Origin of the sequence: Streptomyces qaidamensis (assembly GCF_001611795.1) — a bacterium.
GTDB classification, from domain to species: Bacteria; Actinomycetota; Actinomycetes; order Streptomycetales; family Streptomycetaceae; genus Streptomyces; species Streptomyces qaidamensis.
Genome location: NZ_CP015098.1, coordinates 4,206,927 through 4,221,614, shown reverse-complemented (window position 1 = coordinate 4,221,614; position 14,688 = coordinate 4,206,927). Strand labels below are relative to the sequence as shown.

Annotated in this window: 15 protein-coding genes; 10 read left to right on the top strand and 5 right to left on the bottom strand. The window is 70.4% G+C overall.

The features are described 5' to 3' along the window. The first annotated feature begins 2 nt into the window (after positions 1-2). On the top strand, positions 3-920 hold the full coding sequence (locus tag A4E84_RS18535) for a FadR/GntR family transcriptional regulator (RefSeq protein ID WP_079129017.1): 918 nt from the start codon (positions 3-5) through the stop codon (positions 918-920). Positions 921-956: 36 nt separating this feature from the next. On the opposite strand, the gene A4E84_RS18530 is transcribed toward A4E84_RS18535, so the two are convergent. Next, positions 957-1,145, bottom strand: a complete 189-nt coding sequence (locus A4E84_RS18530; RefSeq protein ID WP_031143363.1) for a hypothetical protein — start codon at positions 1,143-1,145, stop codon at positions 957-959. Between the two features lie 147 nt (positions 1,146-1,292). On the opposite strand from A4E84_RS18530, the gene A4E84_RS18525 reads away from it, so the two are divergent. Beyond that, positions 1,293-2,186 carry a GntR family transcriptional regulator gene (locus tag A4E84_RS18525; RefSeq protein WP_062927658.1) on the top strand — a complete coding sequence of 298 codons (894 nt, stop codon included), beginning with the start codon at positions 1,293-1,295 and terminating at the stop codon, positions 2,184-2,186. 26 nt (positions 2,187-2,212) lie between these two features. Beyond that, on the top strand, positions 2,213-2,926 hold the full coding sequence (locus A4E84_RS18520; protein ID WP_237304951.1) for an HAD family hydrolase: 714 nt from the start codon (positions 2,213-2,215) through the stop codon (positions 2,924-2,926). 3 nt (positions 2,927-2,929) lie between these two features. On the opposite strand, the gene A4E84_RS18515 is transcribed toward A4E84_RS18520, so the two are convergent. Next, positions 2,930-3,112: a hypothetical protein gene (locus A4E84_RS18515; RefSeq protein WP_062927657.1), complete on the bottom strand. Its 183-nt coding sequence runs from the start codon at positions 3,110-3,112 to the stop codon at positions 2,930-2,932. Between the two features lie 171 nt (positions 3,113-3,283). Here A4E84_RS18515 and A4E84_RS18510 point away from each other — a divergent pair, with 171 nt between their 5' ends. Both A4E84_RS18510 and A4E84_RS18505 read left to right on the top strand, forming a co-directional pair. Beyond that, complete coding sequence (locus A4E84_RS18510; protein WP_159029592.1) at positions 3,284-3,712, top strand: hypothetical protein; 429 nt, start codon at positions 3,284-3,286, stop codon at positions 3,710-3,712. Positions 3,713-3,868: 156 nt separating this feature from the next. Next, a complete protein-coding gene (locus A4E84_RS18505; protein ID WP_062927655.1) occupies positions 3,869-4,723 on the top strand; it encodes a GntR family transcriptional regulator in 855 nt (284 codons plus the stop codon). On the opposite strand, the gene A4E84_RS18500 is transcribed toward A4E84_RS18505, so the two are convergent. Further along, positions 4,716-5,471 (bottom strand): HAD family hydrolase, encoded by a 756-nt coding sequence (locus tag A4E84_RS18500; RefSeq protein WP_062927654.1) that lies wholly within the window; start codon positions 5,469-5,471, stop codon positions 4,716-4,718. The genes A4E84_RS18505 and A4E84_RS18500 overlap by 8 nt on opposite strands. 238 nt (positions 5,472-5,709) lie before the next feature. On the opposite strand from A4E84_RS18500, the gene A4E84_RS18495 reads away from it, so the two are divergent. From A4E84_RS18495 to A4E84_RS18475, 5 genes are all read left to right on the top strand, one after another. Continuing rightward, on the top strand, positions 5,710-6,807 hold the full coding sequence (locus A4E84_RS18495) for a phosphotransferase (protein ID WP_062927653.1): 1,098 nt from the start codon (positions 5,710-5,712) through the stop codon (positions 6,805-6,807). A gap of 122 nt (positions 6,808-6,929) precedes the next feature. Next, the gene (locus A4E84_RS18490) at positions 6,930-9,119 is read left to right on the top strand and encodes an aminoglycoside phosphotransferase family protein (protein WP_062927652.1); all 2,190 of its coding nucleotides are present in this window, start codon (positions 6,930-6,932) and stop codon (positions 9,117-9,119) included. 38 nt (positions 9,120-9,157) lie between these two features. Then, the gene (locus A4E84_RS18485; protein ID WP_062927651.1) at positions 9,158-9,784 is read left to right on the top strand and encodes a TetR family transcriptional regulator; all 627 of its coding nucleotides are present in this window, start codon (positions 9,158-9,160) and stop codon (positions 9,782-9,784) included. A 40-nt stretch (positions 9,785-9,824) separates the two neighbouring features. Beyond that, positions 9,825-11,843, top strand: coding sequence for a HelD family protein (locus A4E84_RS18480; protein ID WP_062927650.1), 2,019 nt, complete (start codon positions 9,825-9,827; stop codon positions 11,841-11,843). Positions 11,844-11,888: 45 nt separating this feature from the next. Continuing rightward, positions 11,889-12,512, top strand: a complete 624-nt coding sequence (locus A4E84_RS18475) for an RraA family protein (protein WP_062927649.1) — start codon at positions 11,889-11,891, stop codon at positions 12,510-12,512. Positions 12,513-12,549: 37 nt separating this feature from the next. On the opposite strand, the gene A4E84_RS18470 is transcribed toward A4E84_RS18475, so the two are convergent. Together A4E84_RS18470 and A4E84_RS18465 are read right to left on the bottom strand one after the other, a co-directional pair. Then, the gene (locus tag A4E84_RS18470) at positions 12,550-13,383 is read right to left on the bottom strand and encodes a transglutaminase-like domain-containing protein (RefSeq protein ID WP_062927648.1); all 834 of its coding nucleotides are present in this window, start codon (positions 13,381-13,383) and stop codon (positions 12,550-12,552) included. Between the two features lie 118 nt (positions 13,384-13,501). Continuing rightward, positions 13,502-14,683: an SGNH/GDSL hydrolase family protein gene (locus tag A4E84_RS18465; protein WP_062927647.1), complete on the bottom strand. Its 1,182-nt coding sequence runs from the start codon at positions 14,681-14,683 to the stop codon at positions 13,502-13,504. Positions 14,684-14,688: the final 5 nt, after the last annotated feature.

Below are 14,688 nucleotides of genomic sequence, written 5' to 3'. Positions count from 1 at the left end.
AGTTGTACTGTTCAGACGTGGACCCGGAACACGACTCCGTCCATGGACGGAAGAGGTCGCAGCGGCCACAGAGAACACATCACGAGGTGGCCGACGCGCTGCGCGCCCGGATCAGGTCAGGGGCGCTGCGCCCGGGTGAGCGCATGCCCACCCAGGCCCAGCTGGCCCACGAGTTCGGCGTCGAGCGCGGGGCGGTGCGGCAGGCGCTGCGCGTCCTGCAGTCCGAGCGATTGCTCACCAACGTGTCCAAGGGCAGCCCGGCGACCGTCGCCGCCGACCCCGCCGGTGCGCTGACCGGCCCGCAGGCCCCGCCGCTGCCGACCACGGTGGCTCTCGCGCCCCGGATAGCGACGGCGTTCGCGGCGGAGCACGTCGAGATCGACGCCGTGTGCCTGACGTCCATCTCCCTCACGCTCGCCATCGGGGAGCCGCTGCGGCAGATCCACGCCGGACGGCTGAAACCGGCCAAGGTCGACGTGCGGGTGCTGCTGCCGAGCCGGGACATCGACCTGGCCTTCCCGGTGCCGGTCGAGGGGGGCGGAGACGACTGGGTGCACGAGCGGTGGCTGGCGATGCGCAACGCCCAGGGGCAGGTCCTCCAGCACAACCTGCTGGCCCTGCGCGCCACGCACGGCATCGACGTGCGGGTCACGTTCCGGGCGCTGCCCTTCACGCCGCCGGTGAAGCTGTACCTGCTCAACGGCACGGAGGCGCTGTTCGCGTACTACACGCTGACACGCCGGGAGGCCGAGGCCGATCACGAGCAGCCGGCACTGTACGACGCGCAGGGCACCCGGTCCATGCTGTTCGCCTTCCGGCAGGGCGCCGGGCTGCGCGACACGACGTTCGTGGAGCAGTCGCACCTGTGGTTCAACGCACTGTGGGGGACGATCAGTTCGGAGCTGGTGCTCACGAGCTGACGTCTCCCACGGGCCGTTCCGGGATGGCGCGGTGACTCATCGGGCGGGCCCCGTCATCAGCAGCGCGAGCACGACCGCTCCCGCGGAGCTGACGGCCGGGCTCTTGGCCTTGACGCCCACGGTGAGAAGGATCAGACCGACGATGCCGGCCGGACCGTACTTCCACTGGACGAGCTGCTCGAAGGCGACGACGAAGGCGGCGGAGAGGAGAGCGAGGGCGGGCATCGGTGTTCCCCCTTCGGAAGTCCGGAAGCAAAACTTCCGCCAACTTCGAGAAGTTGGCAACCAACTCTGATTAAGTTGTCCCCACTTGGCCCCTAGTCATAAACAACTTTCAAACAACTCCCGCCAGATGGATCAGAGTTGTAGCGTTTGGTCGTGACCCAGGAGAGCGTGGCGGAGAACGTGGCAGTGAACGGCAGCAGAAGGTCATCGCCCCAGGAGATCGCCGACAGCCTGCGGAAACGCATCCGTGCCGGTGAACTCAGGCCCGGGGACCGCCTGCCCACCCAGGCGGAACTCGCGGAGGAGTTCGGTGTCGAGCGCGGCGCGGTCCGCCAGGCCCTGCGGGTTCTCCAGGAGGAGGGCCTCCTCACCAACGTCAGCAAGGGCAGCCCGCCACGGATCGCCGACCCCGCCCCGGCCCGAGGCGAGCCCCAGCCGACGATGGTGGGCCTGGCGCCGCGCCTGGTGGAGGCGTTCTCGGCGCGACAGGTGCGCGCCGATGTCGTCTGCCACACCGCGGAGACACTGATGGTCGCCCTCGGCGAGCCGCTCCGTCTGATCCACGAGGGGCGCATCCGCCCCGAGTCGATCGACGTCCGCATCCTGGTCCCGTCCCGGGACATCGAACTGGCCTTCCCGGTTGCTGTCGAGGCCCACGGCGAGGACGACTCCGTCCACCAGCGCTGGCTGGCCATGCGCAACGCCCAGGGCCAGGTCCTGCAGCACAATCTGCTCGCCCTGCGCTCCACCCACGGCATGGACGTCCGGGTCCGCTTCCGGGCACTGCCGTTCACCCCGCCGGTGAAGCTCTACCTCCTCAACGAGGAGGAGGCCCTGATGGGCTACTACATGCTGACCAGGCGAGAGGAGGAGTGGGGGAGCCGGACGCTGGACATGTACGACGTCCTGGGCTCGAAGTCTCTGCTGTTCTCCTTCGCCCGGGGGGCCGGCCGGCGGGACGCGGCGTTCGTGGAGGAATCCCAGAAGTGGTTCAACGCCCTCTGGGAAACCATCACGACCGACCTGACACTCTCCTCGTGACTCCTGATACGGCGCAGACTGGTGCGGTGACAATCGAGACCGAGAACGATCCGAATCGACTCCCTCATCTGATCAGACGTGCCCGTGTCGTGCTGTGGGACTTCGACGGCCCCATCTGCCGCCTGTTCGCCGGACACTCCGCTGAGCGGGTGGCGGGCGACCTGGCGTCCTGGCTGGCGGGCCGTGGCCTGCACGGGCTGCTCACCGACACCGAGCGCGAGTCCCTCGACCCGCAGGTGGTGCTGCGCGCCGTGGACCGCCGGCACCCCGGCAGCGACCTCGTCGCCGAGCTGGAGGAACGTCTCACCCAGGAGGAGCTGCGGGCGGCGTCCTCGGCTTGGCCGACCGCTTACGCCGACCCGCTGATCCGCACCTGGACCGCCGTGGGCTCGCGCCTGGCCATCACCACGAACAACTCGCCACGGGTGGTCCGCAAGTACCTTGCGGGGCGCGGCCTCGCTGACTGCTTCGCCCCGCACATATACGGCCGGACGCAGGAACTGCGCCACCTGAAGCCGGATCCGCACTGCCTGAACCGGGCGCTGAGCGCGATGGGGGTGGCGCCGGGCGATGCTCTGATGATCGGCGACGCGCCCTCCGACCACGAGGCGGCCGGGCGGGCCGGCGTGCCCTTCCTCGGCTACGCGCGCAACGGAAGGAAGGCCAAACTCCTGAGAGTGGCCGGGGCCGACGTGGTCCTGGAGTCCCTGGAGCCGTTGCTGAGGCTGCTGCGCGCGTAGGCCTCAGTACTCGGCGAGTAACAGGCCTGTGAGGACGGCCGCGATGGTCAGGCAGGTCGGGTTCCGGGTGCGAAGGCCGACTCCGAAGAGGAACAGGCAGAGCATCCCGGACGTGCCGTAGCGGGTCTCGATCACACGCTCGAAGGTCAAGCCGATGAGTGCGGACAGCAGTTGTGCGAGTTTCATGGCGCCCCCAGCTACCACTTCCCGTGAAGCGATCAACTTGCAGTCCAATTGGACTGGTTGTCGCAGTATGGTTCTGCCCTGGGCTGCTGATCCCTTAACCGGCCGCTGAGTTGACTGCCCGAGTTGACTGAAGGCGGTTTGGACGTCTGGGTGAAGAGGTACGGTCGCGGTGTGAGTGAGGGGCACCCCGGCGAGGCCGGCGGCAGATCGTTCGAGCGCGTGGCGGGCGAGTTGCGGGAGCGTATGGCCAGCGGCCGCTACCCGCTGAACTCCCTCCTGCCGCCGCAGTGCGAGGACCTGGAGGCGGCGAAGCTGGTTCCCTCCGTGGAGGTCCGGATCCGGCACACGCCCCTGACGCCGACCTTCAAGCTGTACGTGATCAACGGGGTCGAGGTGCTGCACGGCCCGTACCAGGTCGTCGAGCGGGAGCTGGCCCTGGACAGCGGGGAACAGGTGCGGGCACTCGACGTCCTGGGCCTCGGTGCCACCCTGACCCACCATGTGCAGGACGGTGATCCGGACTCGGCCGGCAGCGTCTTCGTGAGCACCATGCGCAACTGGTACGACTCGGTGTGGAACATGTTGTCCGAAGCTCGCTGATGCCGGACCACACTCCCATCAAGTCGTTGACCATCTGGACTGGTTGACGCAAGGTGGTTCTTCCTTGCGCTCTTCCTCCTCTGGCCGACGGCGAAGTTGGCTGCTGAGTTGACTGAAACTGGTTTGACCGCTCGTGTGACGAGGTACGGTCGCGGTGTGAGTGAGGGGTACACCGGCGATGGCGGCGGCAGGTCATTCCAACGCGTCGCAAGTGAGTTGAGGGCGCGTCTCGCCGACGGACGTTACCCTCTGCACACGTTGCTGCCGCCGCAGCGTGAACTGGCAGAGGAGTTCGCCGTCTCCCGCGACACCGTTCAGCGGGTGCTGACGGAGTTGAAGAGCGAGGGATGGCTTGAATCTCGCCAGGGAAGCGGATCCAGGGTGATCAGGACTCAGCAGATCCACTCGCTCACGAGCGGTCGCGTGGTCACGCTCGGCCCGCTCATCAGTGAGGCGTTCGAGCAGCCCGAGGTAACCCTGGATGTCTTCACGCTGACGTCGGAGTCGCTGGACGCGCACATCCGTCTGCAGACGGATCGCATAGCGGCTGGGGAGATCGCCCCGCAGAGCATCACTCTTCGCATGCTGCTACCCGACGAGTCCCTCGACTTCCCCTACTGGCGCACGAAGGACGGCGTCGACGACGACATCCTGAGGGAACGGTTCCTGGCCATCACTCGAAGGCATACCGCTTCGCTGCGCAGCGTGTTGAGCGACCTGAGAACCATGGAGCTCGTGCCTTCGGTGGACTTCGAGATTCGTAAGGCCAGGTTGGTGCCGGCCTTCAAGCTGTATCTGGTCAACAAGGTGGCGGCGCTGCACGCCCTCTACCAGACGAACGAGCGCAAGATCGTTCTCGAGGACGGCCGGGAGATCGAGGCCATCGACGTGTTCGGCCTGGGGGCCCAGCTCACCCACCACGTCAAGGACGAGGATCCTTACTCGTCGGGCACGGTGTTCGTCAAGACCCATCAGAACTGGTTCGACTCCGCCTGGACGTATCTCACCTGACGCGCTCGGGTGAACGTGAGTCCAAGAGCCTCTTCGCTGCGGCGAGGACGGTGAGGTGTGAGGAAACCACGAAGTCCGCGCCGCTCTGACGCATGTCCTCGGCCCGGCCCTCATGCCTGGTGTAACCGAGAAAGCATGCTCCGGCTGAGCGGGCCGCCTTGAGGTCGGTGAGCTGGTCCCCCACCATCAGGCAGGACGCCATCGGAAGCTCCAGGTGCTCCCTGGCCCGCTTGATGCAGTGCGGGTCCGGCTTCATACGGCGGGCGTCCTCCCGGTCGCGACCGAAGATCCGCTCGAACTTGGTGTCGAGCCCGTGAGCCTTCAGATACGTTCGGATCGGTTCCTCAGCGTTGTTGCTCACCATGACCAAGCGCATGCCGAGGTCGGACAAAGCATCCACGAGGGCTTCGACGTGCGGCGTGGGCGTGGCACCCGCGACCGCTCGCGCCTCCTGTCCCGTGACGATGTCCTCCGCCAGTTCCAGGGGCCGCCGGCTGCGAGGTCGCGATGACCGCCGGTCGTACATGTCCCTGAGTCTCAGGAGGATGCCGTGGGAGTCGTCGCAGGCGCTCACGTCCGGGTCGAGGGTGCCCCAGTGCCGCTGTGCCGCCCGCTTGACCTCCTGCGCGACGGCCCGCGTCGACTCACCGCCGAAAAGGTCACAAACCGGGCCATCGAAGTCGAACAGCACCGCTCGGGTGGGGGCGAGCAAGCGCACCAGGGCATCGTCGGCGGTCGGTTCGGGCATGGGGCTCCTCGGCCTCTTCGTGGTCGCGGCGCCAGTCTGTCCCAAGGGCCCCGGTCCTTCCAACGGCGCAGGTCCGGCGTAGTCCAGGGTCCTCGCCATCGTTCGGGTGTGCGTTCCCTGCCCTTGGGAGGGACATGCTTCTGGGATGGCCGGGTTTTCCTCCGGCAATCGAGTTCGGTGGAGTAACCTGCGTTTCCTCCTCCACCATTGGCACCACCGAAACAGGCTCAATCAGCTGATGACACCTTCCCTGATCTCCGGTGCTCGAGAGCGAGCCGAGGAGATGAGCGGCGACTCGAACCTGGTCAAGGGGCCGCTCAAGGGGTATCACCACGAGACGTACGTTCTCGCAGTGCCAGGCTTGGCGCGCGCGGTCAAAGTCCGTGAGCCGCGGGCCGAGATCCTTTGGTTCGACCGGAGGTGTTTCGGGTCGGAGGAGGAACTGCTCAAGGCACTTCGAGCGCACCTGAGCCGAGTCCCGGACATCATCGACGTGGGGGGCATGGCGCTGCAGGCCTTCATCGAGGGGCGGACACTCGGTGAGCAGCGCCGGCCGGGGCGCCGCGTCACCGAGGCCGTGTTCGCCCAGATCGTCGACGTCTTCCGCGAGATGGTGCGGATCACGCCGGACATGCTCAGCGTGGAGCGGCGCTGTGAGGACCGAGACCGTGCTGAGGACGGTGACAGCGACGGCTTCCTTGATCGCCTGGTCGCCTTCGTCGAGGAGCAGGTCTATGAGAAGAACCACAGAGCCTTCGCCGGACTGTTCCACGCGCTCGGCATTTCGGAGGAATCGTTCAGCCTGCTCAGGAAACACGTGCTGGGACTTCAGGAGCGCCCCTTCTGTCTCCTGCACGCGGACCTGCACCGGGAGAACTTCGTTCTCGACCCCCGACAGCGGCTCTGGGTCATCGACTGGGAACTGGCGATGCTGGGGGATCCGCTCTACGACTTGGCCACCCATCTGTACCTGATGCGTTACCCGGCCGATCAGGAGCACCGGATGGTGCGCGAGTGGTGCCGTGTCGTCGAGGGGATCCGGCCGGGCGGCTCGTCCGGCTGGGAACGGGACCTGCCGATGATCCTCGACTTCAAGAGGGCGCAGTCGGTCTTCACCGACGTCATCCGGGTATCCCTCGCCCTGCGCGAGGAGTGGGGCTTCAACTGGGTGGCTGCTCCCCTTGCCGCCGTCCGGCTGCAGAAGATCCTGGCTGCCGCCGCACAGCCGCTCGGCCTGGTGCAGGTGCCGAGTCGGTCCCACATCATGGCCGCCCTCGTTCGCTGGCACGGGGAACGCGAGGAACCGCTCACGCCCACCACGTCGGACGGCAACTGACGCCGGGCCGGCGCAGCTTGAACGGCATGTGTCCGCCGTGCGGAATCTTCCGGCTGCCTGGAGTTTGCCCCGTATGGTGGTATCCGGCTCCGCCGAGAGGCCCGAGCGATCAGGAGCAGCCCGTGGGCGCACCTCCTTACCCGTCACACTTCCGTGGGGACCCCGAGGGGCCGGCATCAGTCGTCGAGGACTTCCTGGAACGGGCCGTGGAGCGGGGCCGGGAAACCAAGGGCCATCACAACCGGAACTACGTTGTGCCGCTGACCGAGGGCATGGCCCGGCTGCTCGGCCGAAAGGCGGGCACCTCCGTGACCGTACGCATCCGTCGTCGTGATGCTCTGCCTGTCGTGATCCGGACCTGGCAGGACGAGACGGAGATTCTCCGAGCCGTCGCGGGGGCCCTGTCGCACGCCCCCGAATGCCTGATGAAGGGAGCACATTTCGCGATCCACAGCTTCGTGGAAGGCGTACCGCTCTCCAGCGTCTGTGGCAACGGCAAGCCTGTGGACGGCCTGCTCGTCGAGGCGTTGGCGGGTCTGCTCGCCCAGATGACCCGAGTGCGGCGTGGTGCACTGCCCGCCCTTCCACCCGGCTGGCCCCGCGACGACGGGGACAGCCAGAGTTTCCTCCGGACGCTGGTCCACTTGGCCGACCGGCAGGTCAGGCGGCCGAACTGGGGCGTGTTCGGAGGGCTCTTCGCGGCGCTGGGCGTTCGGGACGACGCCCTCGACGAACTCGCCGGCCGGATACCGGCCATGGCCCGACGGCCCTACAGCCTGCTCCATGCCGACCTCCACCGCGACAACGTGATCATGTCGTACGCGGGCGACCCGCCCCTCATCTGTGTCGACTGGGAGTTGGCGACCTACGGCGACCCGCTGCACGACCTCGCGACCCACCTCGTGCGCATGCGGTACCCGGCTCACCAGTGGGCCGAAGTGGTCGACGCCTGGGCCGAGGCGATGCAGGAGGTCCGTCCGGCCGCAGTCGACGGGCTGGCCAGGGATCTGCGGCACTACCTGGCGTTCGAACGGGCTCAGTCCGTCTTCCCGGACGTGATGCGCGCCGCCCGGTCCCTCGAAAGCTCTCTCACGCACACGACACTTGACGAGGCGACGGCCCGGGTCCGGCGCGCCCTCGAAGCGGCGGCGGCACCGCTGCGGCTCGGCAGCGTGCCAGGGGAGGACGAGGTTCGGCGGGCCCTTCTCCGGTGGCTTGCGCCGCGGATGAACGAGGACGTCACCGGGCCGGCCTGGACCGCGAAGGTGATCGAGTGGCGGCCCGATCGGCGGGTACCGGAGCGTCCTGACTTCCCGCCTTCCGCGGTCCTCGAGGCTCTGCTGGCGGAGGGGGCCGCGCCAGCGGGCAGGGTGTTCAAGGGCACGGCGCACCTGAACACGGTGGTGTCGGTGCCGGGCATCGACTTTCCCGTGGTCGTACGCCGCGAGCTGGCCGGGGTGTGCCGGCGGCAGCGCCGCTTTCTCAGCGAGCACGCCGTGCTGCGCGCGATCGAGGAGTCGTCGGCCGGAGTGGCGGCGCCTCGGGTGCTCGCCCTGGGCGAGACCTACCAGGGCGACACCATCGCCCTGCACACCTACGTCGGGCCGCGGGACGTCGACCGGCCTCCCGGCCATCCCGTTCACGGCCTGCTGCCGCACGAGGCGGACGGTCTGGTGGACCAGCTGTGCGCCCTGACGCAGGTCAGGTACCAGGTGGTGGACCCCACCGCCGGCGAGTGCGCGTTCCATCAGTGGCTGCGGGATCAGCTGATCTCCCTGGTGCGGGACCTGCCGAAAGAGTCGCAGCAGCTGGCGCGGCACCTCGGGCTGCCCGGCGCGGACCGGTTGCGAGCGATCCTCTCCCGGCACGAGGTGAGCGACAGGGAGCCCGCCCTCCTGCATGGGGATCTGAGTCCCCGGAACCTCGTGCGCCGCGACGACCGACTGGCGCTGACCCTCATCGACTGGGAGATGGCCGTCGTCGGCGACCCCCTCTACGACCTCGTACGGCACATGCATCTGACTCCTACCCGGCCGGAGATCCGGGCCCGCATGTTCCGCCGCTGGGAGCACCGGCTGCCGGCCGAGTACACCCGTGACTGGCGCAGGGACTGGCCGGTGTACCGCCGGCTGGAGATCGTGCGGTCCGCGTATCTCGATCTCGACCGCCTTGTCACCGGTGCGAGCCTGAGCGTTCCGGAAGCCCGGCGGGCTGCGGATACGTATCCCATGACCCTCGCGGCCGCCATGGCTCTCCTCGGCCTGCCGGCGCCTCCCAGGGCGAACCCGTACCTCGCCCGCGTCTTCGCCTAGCCCACCAGCCGCTCCCCGGCACTGCGTAGGCTCCCCTCATGAGCGACCCCGGCCTGCGTGAGCGCAAGAAGCAGCGGATGTACGAGACCGTGTCGGACATCGCCGTGCGGCTCTTCATGGAGAAGGGGTTCGACGCGGTGTCCGTCGCGGAGGTGGCGGCGGCGGCCGAGATCTCGAAGCCGACGCTGTTCCGGTACTTCCCGGCCAAGGAGGATCTGGTGCTGTACCGGATCGCCGATCACGAGGGGGAGGCCGCCCGGGTGGTCGCGGCGGCCGAGGGGGCGGCGGTGGAGGCGCTGCGGCGGCATTTCCTGGAGGGGCTGGAGCGGGCGGACCCGGTGACCGGACTCAGCGACCATCCCGACGTGCTCGCCTTCCACTCCCTGCTCTACGGGACGCCCTCCCTGGTGGCCCGGGCGTACACGCATCAGGAGCGGTCGGAGGCAGCGCTCGCCGAGGTGCTCGGGGGTGATCTGGACGCGCGGCTCGCGGCCGGGCAGATCATGGCCGTGCTGCGGGTGCTCGCGCTGGAGAACTGGCGTCGGATCGCAGCGGGGGAGCGGGTGGCGGACGTGCGGCCGGACGCGGTGGCGGCGGCGGAGCGGGCGTTCGGCCGGCTCGCGGCCGGGCTGCCGCCGCACCTCTCGACGAGTGAGACTCGGTAATTTATTTAACTCGGTCACATTTTCCCGTACGCTCGGTGGAATGACCTCGACCGAGCCTGCCCTTCAGCACGTCCTCGACCAGGAACGCGCCCACCACGAGCGCTGCCGGACCGCCCTCGCCGCGATGGTCGAGGGCGCCGGTCAACAGGTCGTCATCGGGGCGGACGTCTCCGCGTCCGGGGCCGATGCCGAAGTCCTCGGATACCAGCTGCGCAGCCGGGCGAAGGCGCTGCGGGAACTGCCCGAGGGGCCGCTGTTCTTCGGGGCTCTGCGGGGCAGCGAGGGGCAGTTGCACATCGGACGGCTGCGGATCTCCGAGCACCCGGCCGAACCGCCCCTCGTCGTCGACTGGCGTGCGCCCGTCTCGCGCGCCTTCTACCAGGCCTCGGCCCGGGACCCGCAGGGCGTCACTGTGCGGCGCCGGTTCGGTTGGGCGCCCGGGAGCCGGGGCGACTCCGGGGATCTCACCGGCCTGGAGGACGAACACCTGGAGCAGGGGGAGACGCGCGACAGCGAGATCGTCGCCCGGGAGATCGAACGGCCCCGGGTCGGGCCCATGCGGGACATCGCCGCGACGATCCAGCCCGAGCAGGACGACCTCGTCCGGGGGGATCTGGCGCTGTCGGTGTGCGTGCAGGGCGCGCCGGGCACCGGCAAGACCGCCGTCGGGCTGCACCGGGCCGCGTATCTGCTCTACACGTACCCGCAGCGCATCCGGCGCGGCGGTCTGCTGATCCTCGGACCCAACCGCACCTTCCTGTCGTACATCGCCGAAGTACTGCCCGCCCTCGGCGAGACCGGGGTGCGGCAGTCGACCCTGGGGGAGGAGATCGCGCGCGGTCCGGTCCGGGGCGTGGACGACGAGCGGGCCGCCGTCGTCAAGCACGACGCCCGGATGGCCGGGGTGCTGCGGCGGGCGCTGTACGCGAGGGTGCGCCCCGAGGGGAACGGCGCGGAGATCGCCCTGCCGGACGGGGCCTACCGGTGGCGGGTGCCGGCGGGGCAGCTCGCGCGGATCGTGACCGAGGTCCGGGAGGAGGAACCGCCGTACGAGGTCGGGCGGGAGCGCCTCCGGGCCCGGATCGTGCGCTGTCTGCGCGAGCAGGTCGAGCGGCGGGCCGGGCCGCCCCCGGGTGCCTGGGTCCGGCGGATCGAGCGGGCGCGGCCGGTGTCGGCGTACGTCGACGCCGTATGGCCGCGGGTGCGGCCCGAGGAGGTCGTGGCCGGACTGCTCGGCGACGAGGCGGCGTTGGCGGCGGCCGCCGAGGGGCTGCTCGACGCCGGTGAGCAGCGGGCCCTGCTGTGGGAACGGCCGCCCCGGTCGTGGAAGTCGGCGCGCTGGTCGGCAGCCGACCTCGTGCTGCTCGACGAGGTCGCCGGGCTGATCGCGCATCCGGAGGGGTACGGGCACGTCGTCGTCGACGAGGCGCAGGACCTGTCCCCGATGGAGTGCCGGGTCATCGCCCGCCGGGCCCGCTTCGGCTCCCTGACGGTGCTGGGCGATCTGGCGCAGGGGACGACGCCGTGGGCGGCGCGGGCATGGCCCACGGTCCTCGCACACCTGGGGAAACCGGACGCGGCCGTGGTCACCCTGACCACCGGGTTCCGGGTGCCGCAGGCCGTCGTCGGGCTCGCCAACCGGCTGCTGGAGCGCCTCGACGTGGAGGTGCCGGCGGCCCGTTCGCTGCGCGGGGACGGGGAGTTGCGGATGCGGGAGACGACCGTGGACGGTGTGCCCGGAGCGGTCGTGGCGGCCGTCCGGGACGCGCTGGGGCGGGAGGGCTCGGTCGGGGTCGTCGCGGCGGACGCGGACGTTCCCCGGGTGCGGACGGCACTGGACGCGGCCGGCATCGGGGCGGCGGGCCCGGACGAACCCGGCGCGCGGGTCGCCCTGGTGCCGGCGAGTGTGGTCAAGGGCCTCGAATACGACCATGTCGTGGCCGTCGAGCCGGCGGCGATCGCCGAGGCGGAGGAACGGGGGCTGCACCGGCTGTACGTGGTGCTGACGCGGGCGGTGTCGCGGCTGGAGGTGGTGCGGGGGCGGGAACTGCCGTTCTAGGGATCCTTCTCGACGGGTCCTTCTCGACGGCTAGGGTCCCCTGCCATGGCTGACGTCGACGCGTTCACGGACATCCCCACGACCACACTGGCCGACGTGCTGGGCCGCGGGCAGGTCATGGACTTCGGGATCCGGCCGCTGTGGGGGCCGGTGCCCCGCGTGGCCGGGCCCGCCTTCACCGTACGGTGCCCTCCCGGGGACAACCTGATGCTGCACGCCGCGATCCACCGGGCCGGCCCCGGCTCCGTCGTGGTCGTGGAGTCGGGCGACCTGGACTACGCCCTGGCCGGCGGCAACGTCTGCGCCGTCGCCCGGCGCCGGGGCATCACCGCGTTCGTCGCCGACGGGCTGATCCGCGACCTCGGCGAGGTCCGGGAGATGCGCTTCCCGGTCTTCGCGCGCGGCGTCATCCCCATCCCGGGCACCAAGTCGGCCGCACGGCCGCTGAACGAGCGGGTGCGCTGCGGTGGGGTGGACGTGGACGCGGGTGACGTGGTCGTCGCCGACGAGGAGGGCGTCGTGGTGGTCCCCGGGGCCCGCCGCGAGGAGGTCCTGGCCGCGGCCCGGGCCAAGACGGCCGAGGAGGCCGCGGAGTCCCTGGGCACCTGGGAGTCGGCACACCGGGCCCGCATCGGCAGGATCCTGGCGGACCAGGGCTTCGAGGACTGACGGAGGCTCACCGCCGCCCGCGCCCGGGAGACCGGCCTCAGCCGGTCAGACGCCGGGGCACCGTGAAGTGCGGGTCCGTGAACAGGCGGGCCAGGGCGTCCGGATCGCCGCCGGCGCACGTGCCGGCGAGCCGGTCGAGGAGGAGGTCGTACTCGGGCCCGGTCCCGCCCTCGTACGCCTCCGTCATCCGGCCCCATTCGTCCCAGTTGAGCATCTCGTGCTTGCAGAGGGCGGCGAGGTCGCGGACGGCGTTGCCGCTGATCTCGTGGGCACCCCAGGCGTGTTCGGTCCCGGCCACGCCGAACGTGCCGGGGTCGATGAGCCCCGCGCGGTACCGGACCCACGCCTCACCGCCCGTCAGGAACTCGCCGGGCGCGAGGTCCTCGGGGTGGTCGACGTACCCGTTGCCGAGGTGCTCGGTGTCGACGCGCACCCAGCGCCCGTCGCCGGCGTGCCAGTACTCGGTGATCCAGTGGTCGAGGCCGCGGCCCTCCGCGAAGTAGGTGCCGAAGCCGCAGCGGGCCCGGGCGGGAACGCCCCGGGCCCGCAGCAACGCGCAGGCCAGGGTCGCGAAGTGACGGCAGGTGCCCACGACCCGGTGCTCAGGACTCCGGGGGTGGTGCAGCGGGGCGGGGGCGAGGTCCGTCAGGGCCGCGATCAGTGCGCTCACCGGCCGGATGTCCTTCTCCGCGATCCGCTCCCCGGGGAGCCCGAGCCGGGCGGCGTCCGCGGGCTGGACGACCAGGGCCTGTACCGCGGCGCAGACCTCGACCGGGTCGTCCGGCAGCCCTTCCAGGAGCGCTGCCTGCCCGGGCCCCAGACGGGTGAAGGGGCCGGGTCGGGAGTAGTGGCCGGGCGGGTCGGCGGTCATGGGTGAGCAGCGTAGGGGACGGGTCTGACAGCCGCCCCTCTTCCGCTCACCCTCTCCCGCTCACCCTCTTCCGCTCGCCCTCTTCCGCTCGCCCCTGCTCCGCTCATGCCTCTTCCGCTCACGCCTCCTCCGCGAAGGGGCCTCCCTTCGTGAAGGCCAGATGGTGGAAACGGTCGCCGATGTGGTGGTGGGTGGCCGCGTCCGGGTGGATGCGGTCGGGCAGGGGGAGGGCGGCGGCGTCCTGCGGGCCGTAGAGGTCGAGGCCGTCGAGGTAGTGCAGGTTCGGATCGTCGGCGGCGCGCTGTTCGACGATGCGGGACATCTCCTCGCGGATGACCGTCAGGGTGAGTTTGCCCATGGGCGTCTCCGCCGGGTCGCCCATGGGGGAGAAGAGCAGGCGGCCCTTGGCGATCTCGTCGCTGTCGGGGGCGGTGGGGCCGGGGGTGTCCTCGTGGATGGCGCAGTGGATGGGGGAGACGAGCAGCAGCGGGGTGTCCGGGTGCCCGTCGCGGATCGTGTCGAGGAAACCGTGCACGGCGGGGCCGAACGCGCGCAGCCGCATCGCGTCCGCGTTGACGATGTTGATGCCCGTCTTGACGCTGATCAGGTCGGCCGGGGTGTCCCGCATGGCGCGCGCGGTGAACGGGTCGAGCATCGCGCTGCCGCCGAAGCCGAGATTGACCAGCTCCACACCGCCGCGCAGCGCGGCGATCGCCGGCCAGATGGCCGTGGGGCTCGCGGCGTCCGAGCCGTGGCTGATCGAGCTGCCGTGGTGCAGCCACACCCGGCGGTCCCCGTCCGGCACGGGTGCGACGGGCGCGTCCGTGCGCAGGGCGACCAGCTCGGTGGTCTCGTTGTGCGGCAGCCAGATCTCGACGTCCTTGTCCCGCGCGGGCAGGCCCGTGAAGCGGACGGTGCCGACCGGGCCGGACGTGACCTCGCCCGCCCAGGTGGCCAGGTCGACGGTGAGGACGTTGCCGCCGGTCCCCGAGGCCTGGCCGGCCGGGACGCCGTCGACGAGCAGGTCGTACAGCCCGTCCGGGCGCGGCGGGAAGCCCGTGTAGTCGCGCTTGGTGCGCAGCGTGTCCAGTTCGACGGCGGTCGCGGCGGTACGGAACACCAGGCGGACGCCGGAGGGCTGGGCCTCGGCCATCGCCAGCTGCGGGTTGGTGTTCTGCGTGCGGGCCCGGGCCGGGAGCCGGTGGGGGAGCAGGCCGTGCTCGGTGCCCTCCACGTCGAGGGCGCCGCGCAGCAGGTCCGCCGTGAGGGGGGTGGTGATCCAGTCGTGCTCGGTGTGCATGGGTG

What these genes read in the sequence shown, in the direction of transcription:
- A4E84_RS18515 (WP_062927657.1), bottom strand. Translation starts at nt 3,112, where the DNA reads ATGAAACTCGCACAACTGCTGTCCGCACTCATCGGCTTGACCTTCGAG.
- A4E84_RS18485 (WP_062927651.1), top strand. Translation starts at nt 9,158, where the DNA reads ATGAGCGACCCCGGCCTGCGTGAGCGCAAGAAGCAGCGGATGTACGAG.
- A4E84_RS18475 (WP_062927649.1), top strand. Translation starts at nt 11,889, where the DNA reads ATGGCTGACGTCGACGCGTTCACGGACATCCCCACGACCACACTGGCC.
- A4E84_RS18530 (WP_031143363.1), bottom strand. Translation starts at nt 1,145, where the DNA reads ATGCCCGCCCTCGCTCTCCTCTCCGCCGCCTTCGTCGTCGCCTTCGAG.
- A4E84_RS18465 (WP_062927647.1), bottom strand. Translation starts at nt 14,683, where the DNA reads ATGCACACCGAGCACGACTGGATCACCACCCCCCTCACGGCGGACCTG.
- A4E84_RS18500 (WP_062927654.1), bottom strand. Translation starts at nt 5,471, where the DNA reads ATGCCCGAACCGACCGCCGACGATGCCCTGGTGCGCTTGCTCGCCCCC.
- A4E84_RS18480 (WP_062927650.1), top strand. Translation starts at nt 9,825, where the DNA reads ATGACCTCGACCGAGCCTGCCCTTCAGCACGTCCTCGACCAGGAACGC.
- A4E84_RS18470 (WP_062927648.1), bottom strand. Translation starts at nt 13,383, where the DNA reads ATGACCGCCGACCCGCCCGGCCACTACTCCCGACCCGGCCCCTTCACC.
- A4E84_RS18495 (WP_062927653.1), top strand. Translation starts at nt 5,710, where the DNA reads ATGACACCTTCCCTGATCTCCGGTGCTCGAGAGCGAGCCGAGGAGATG.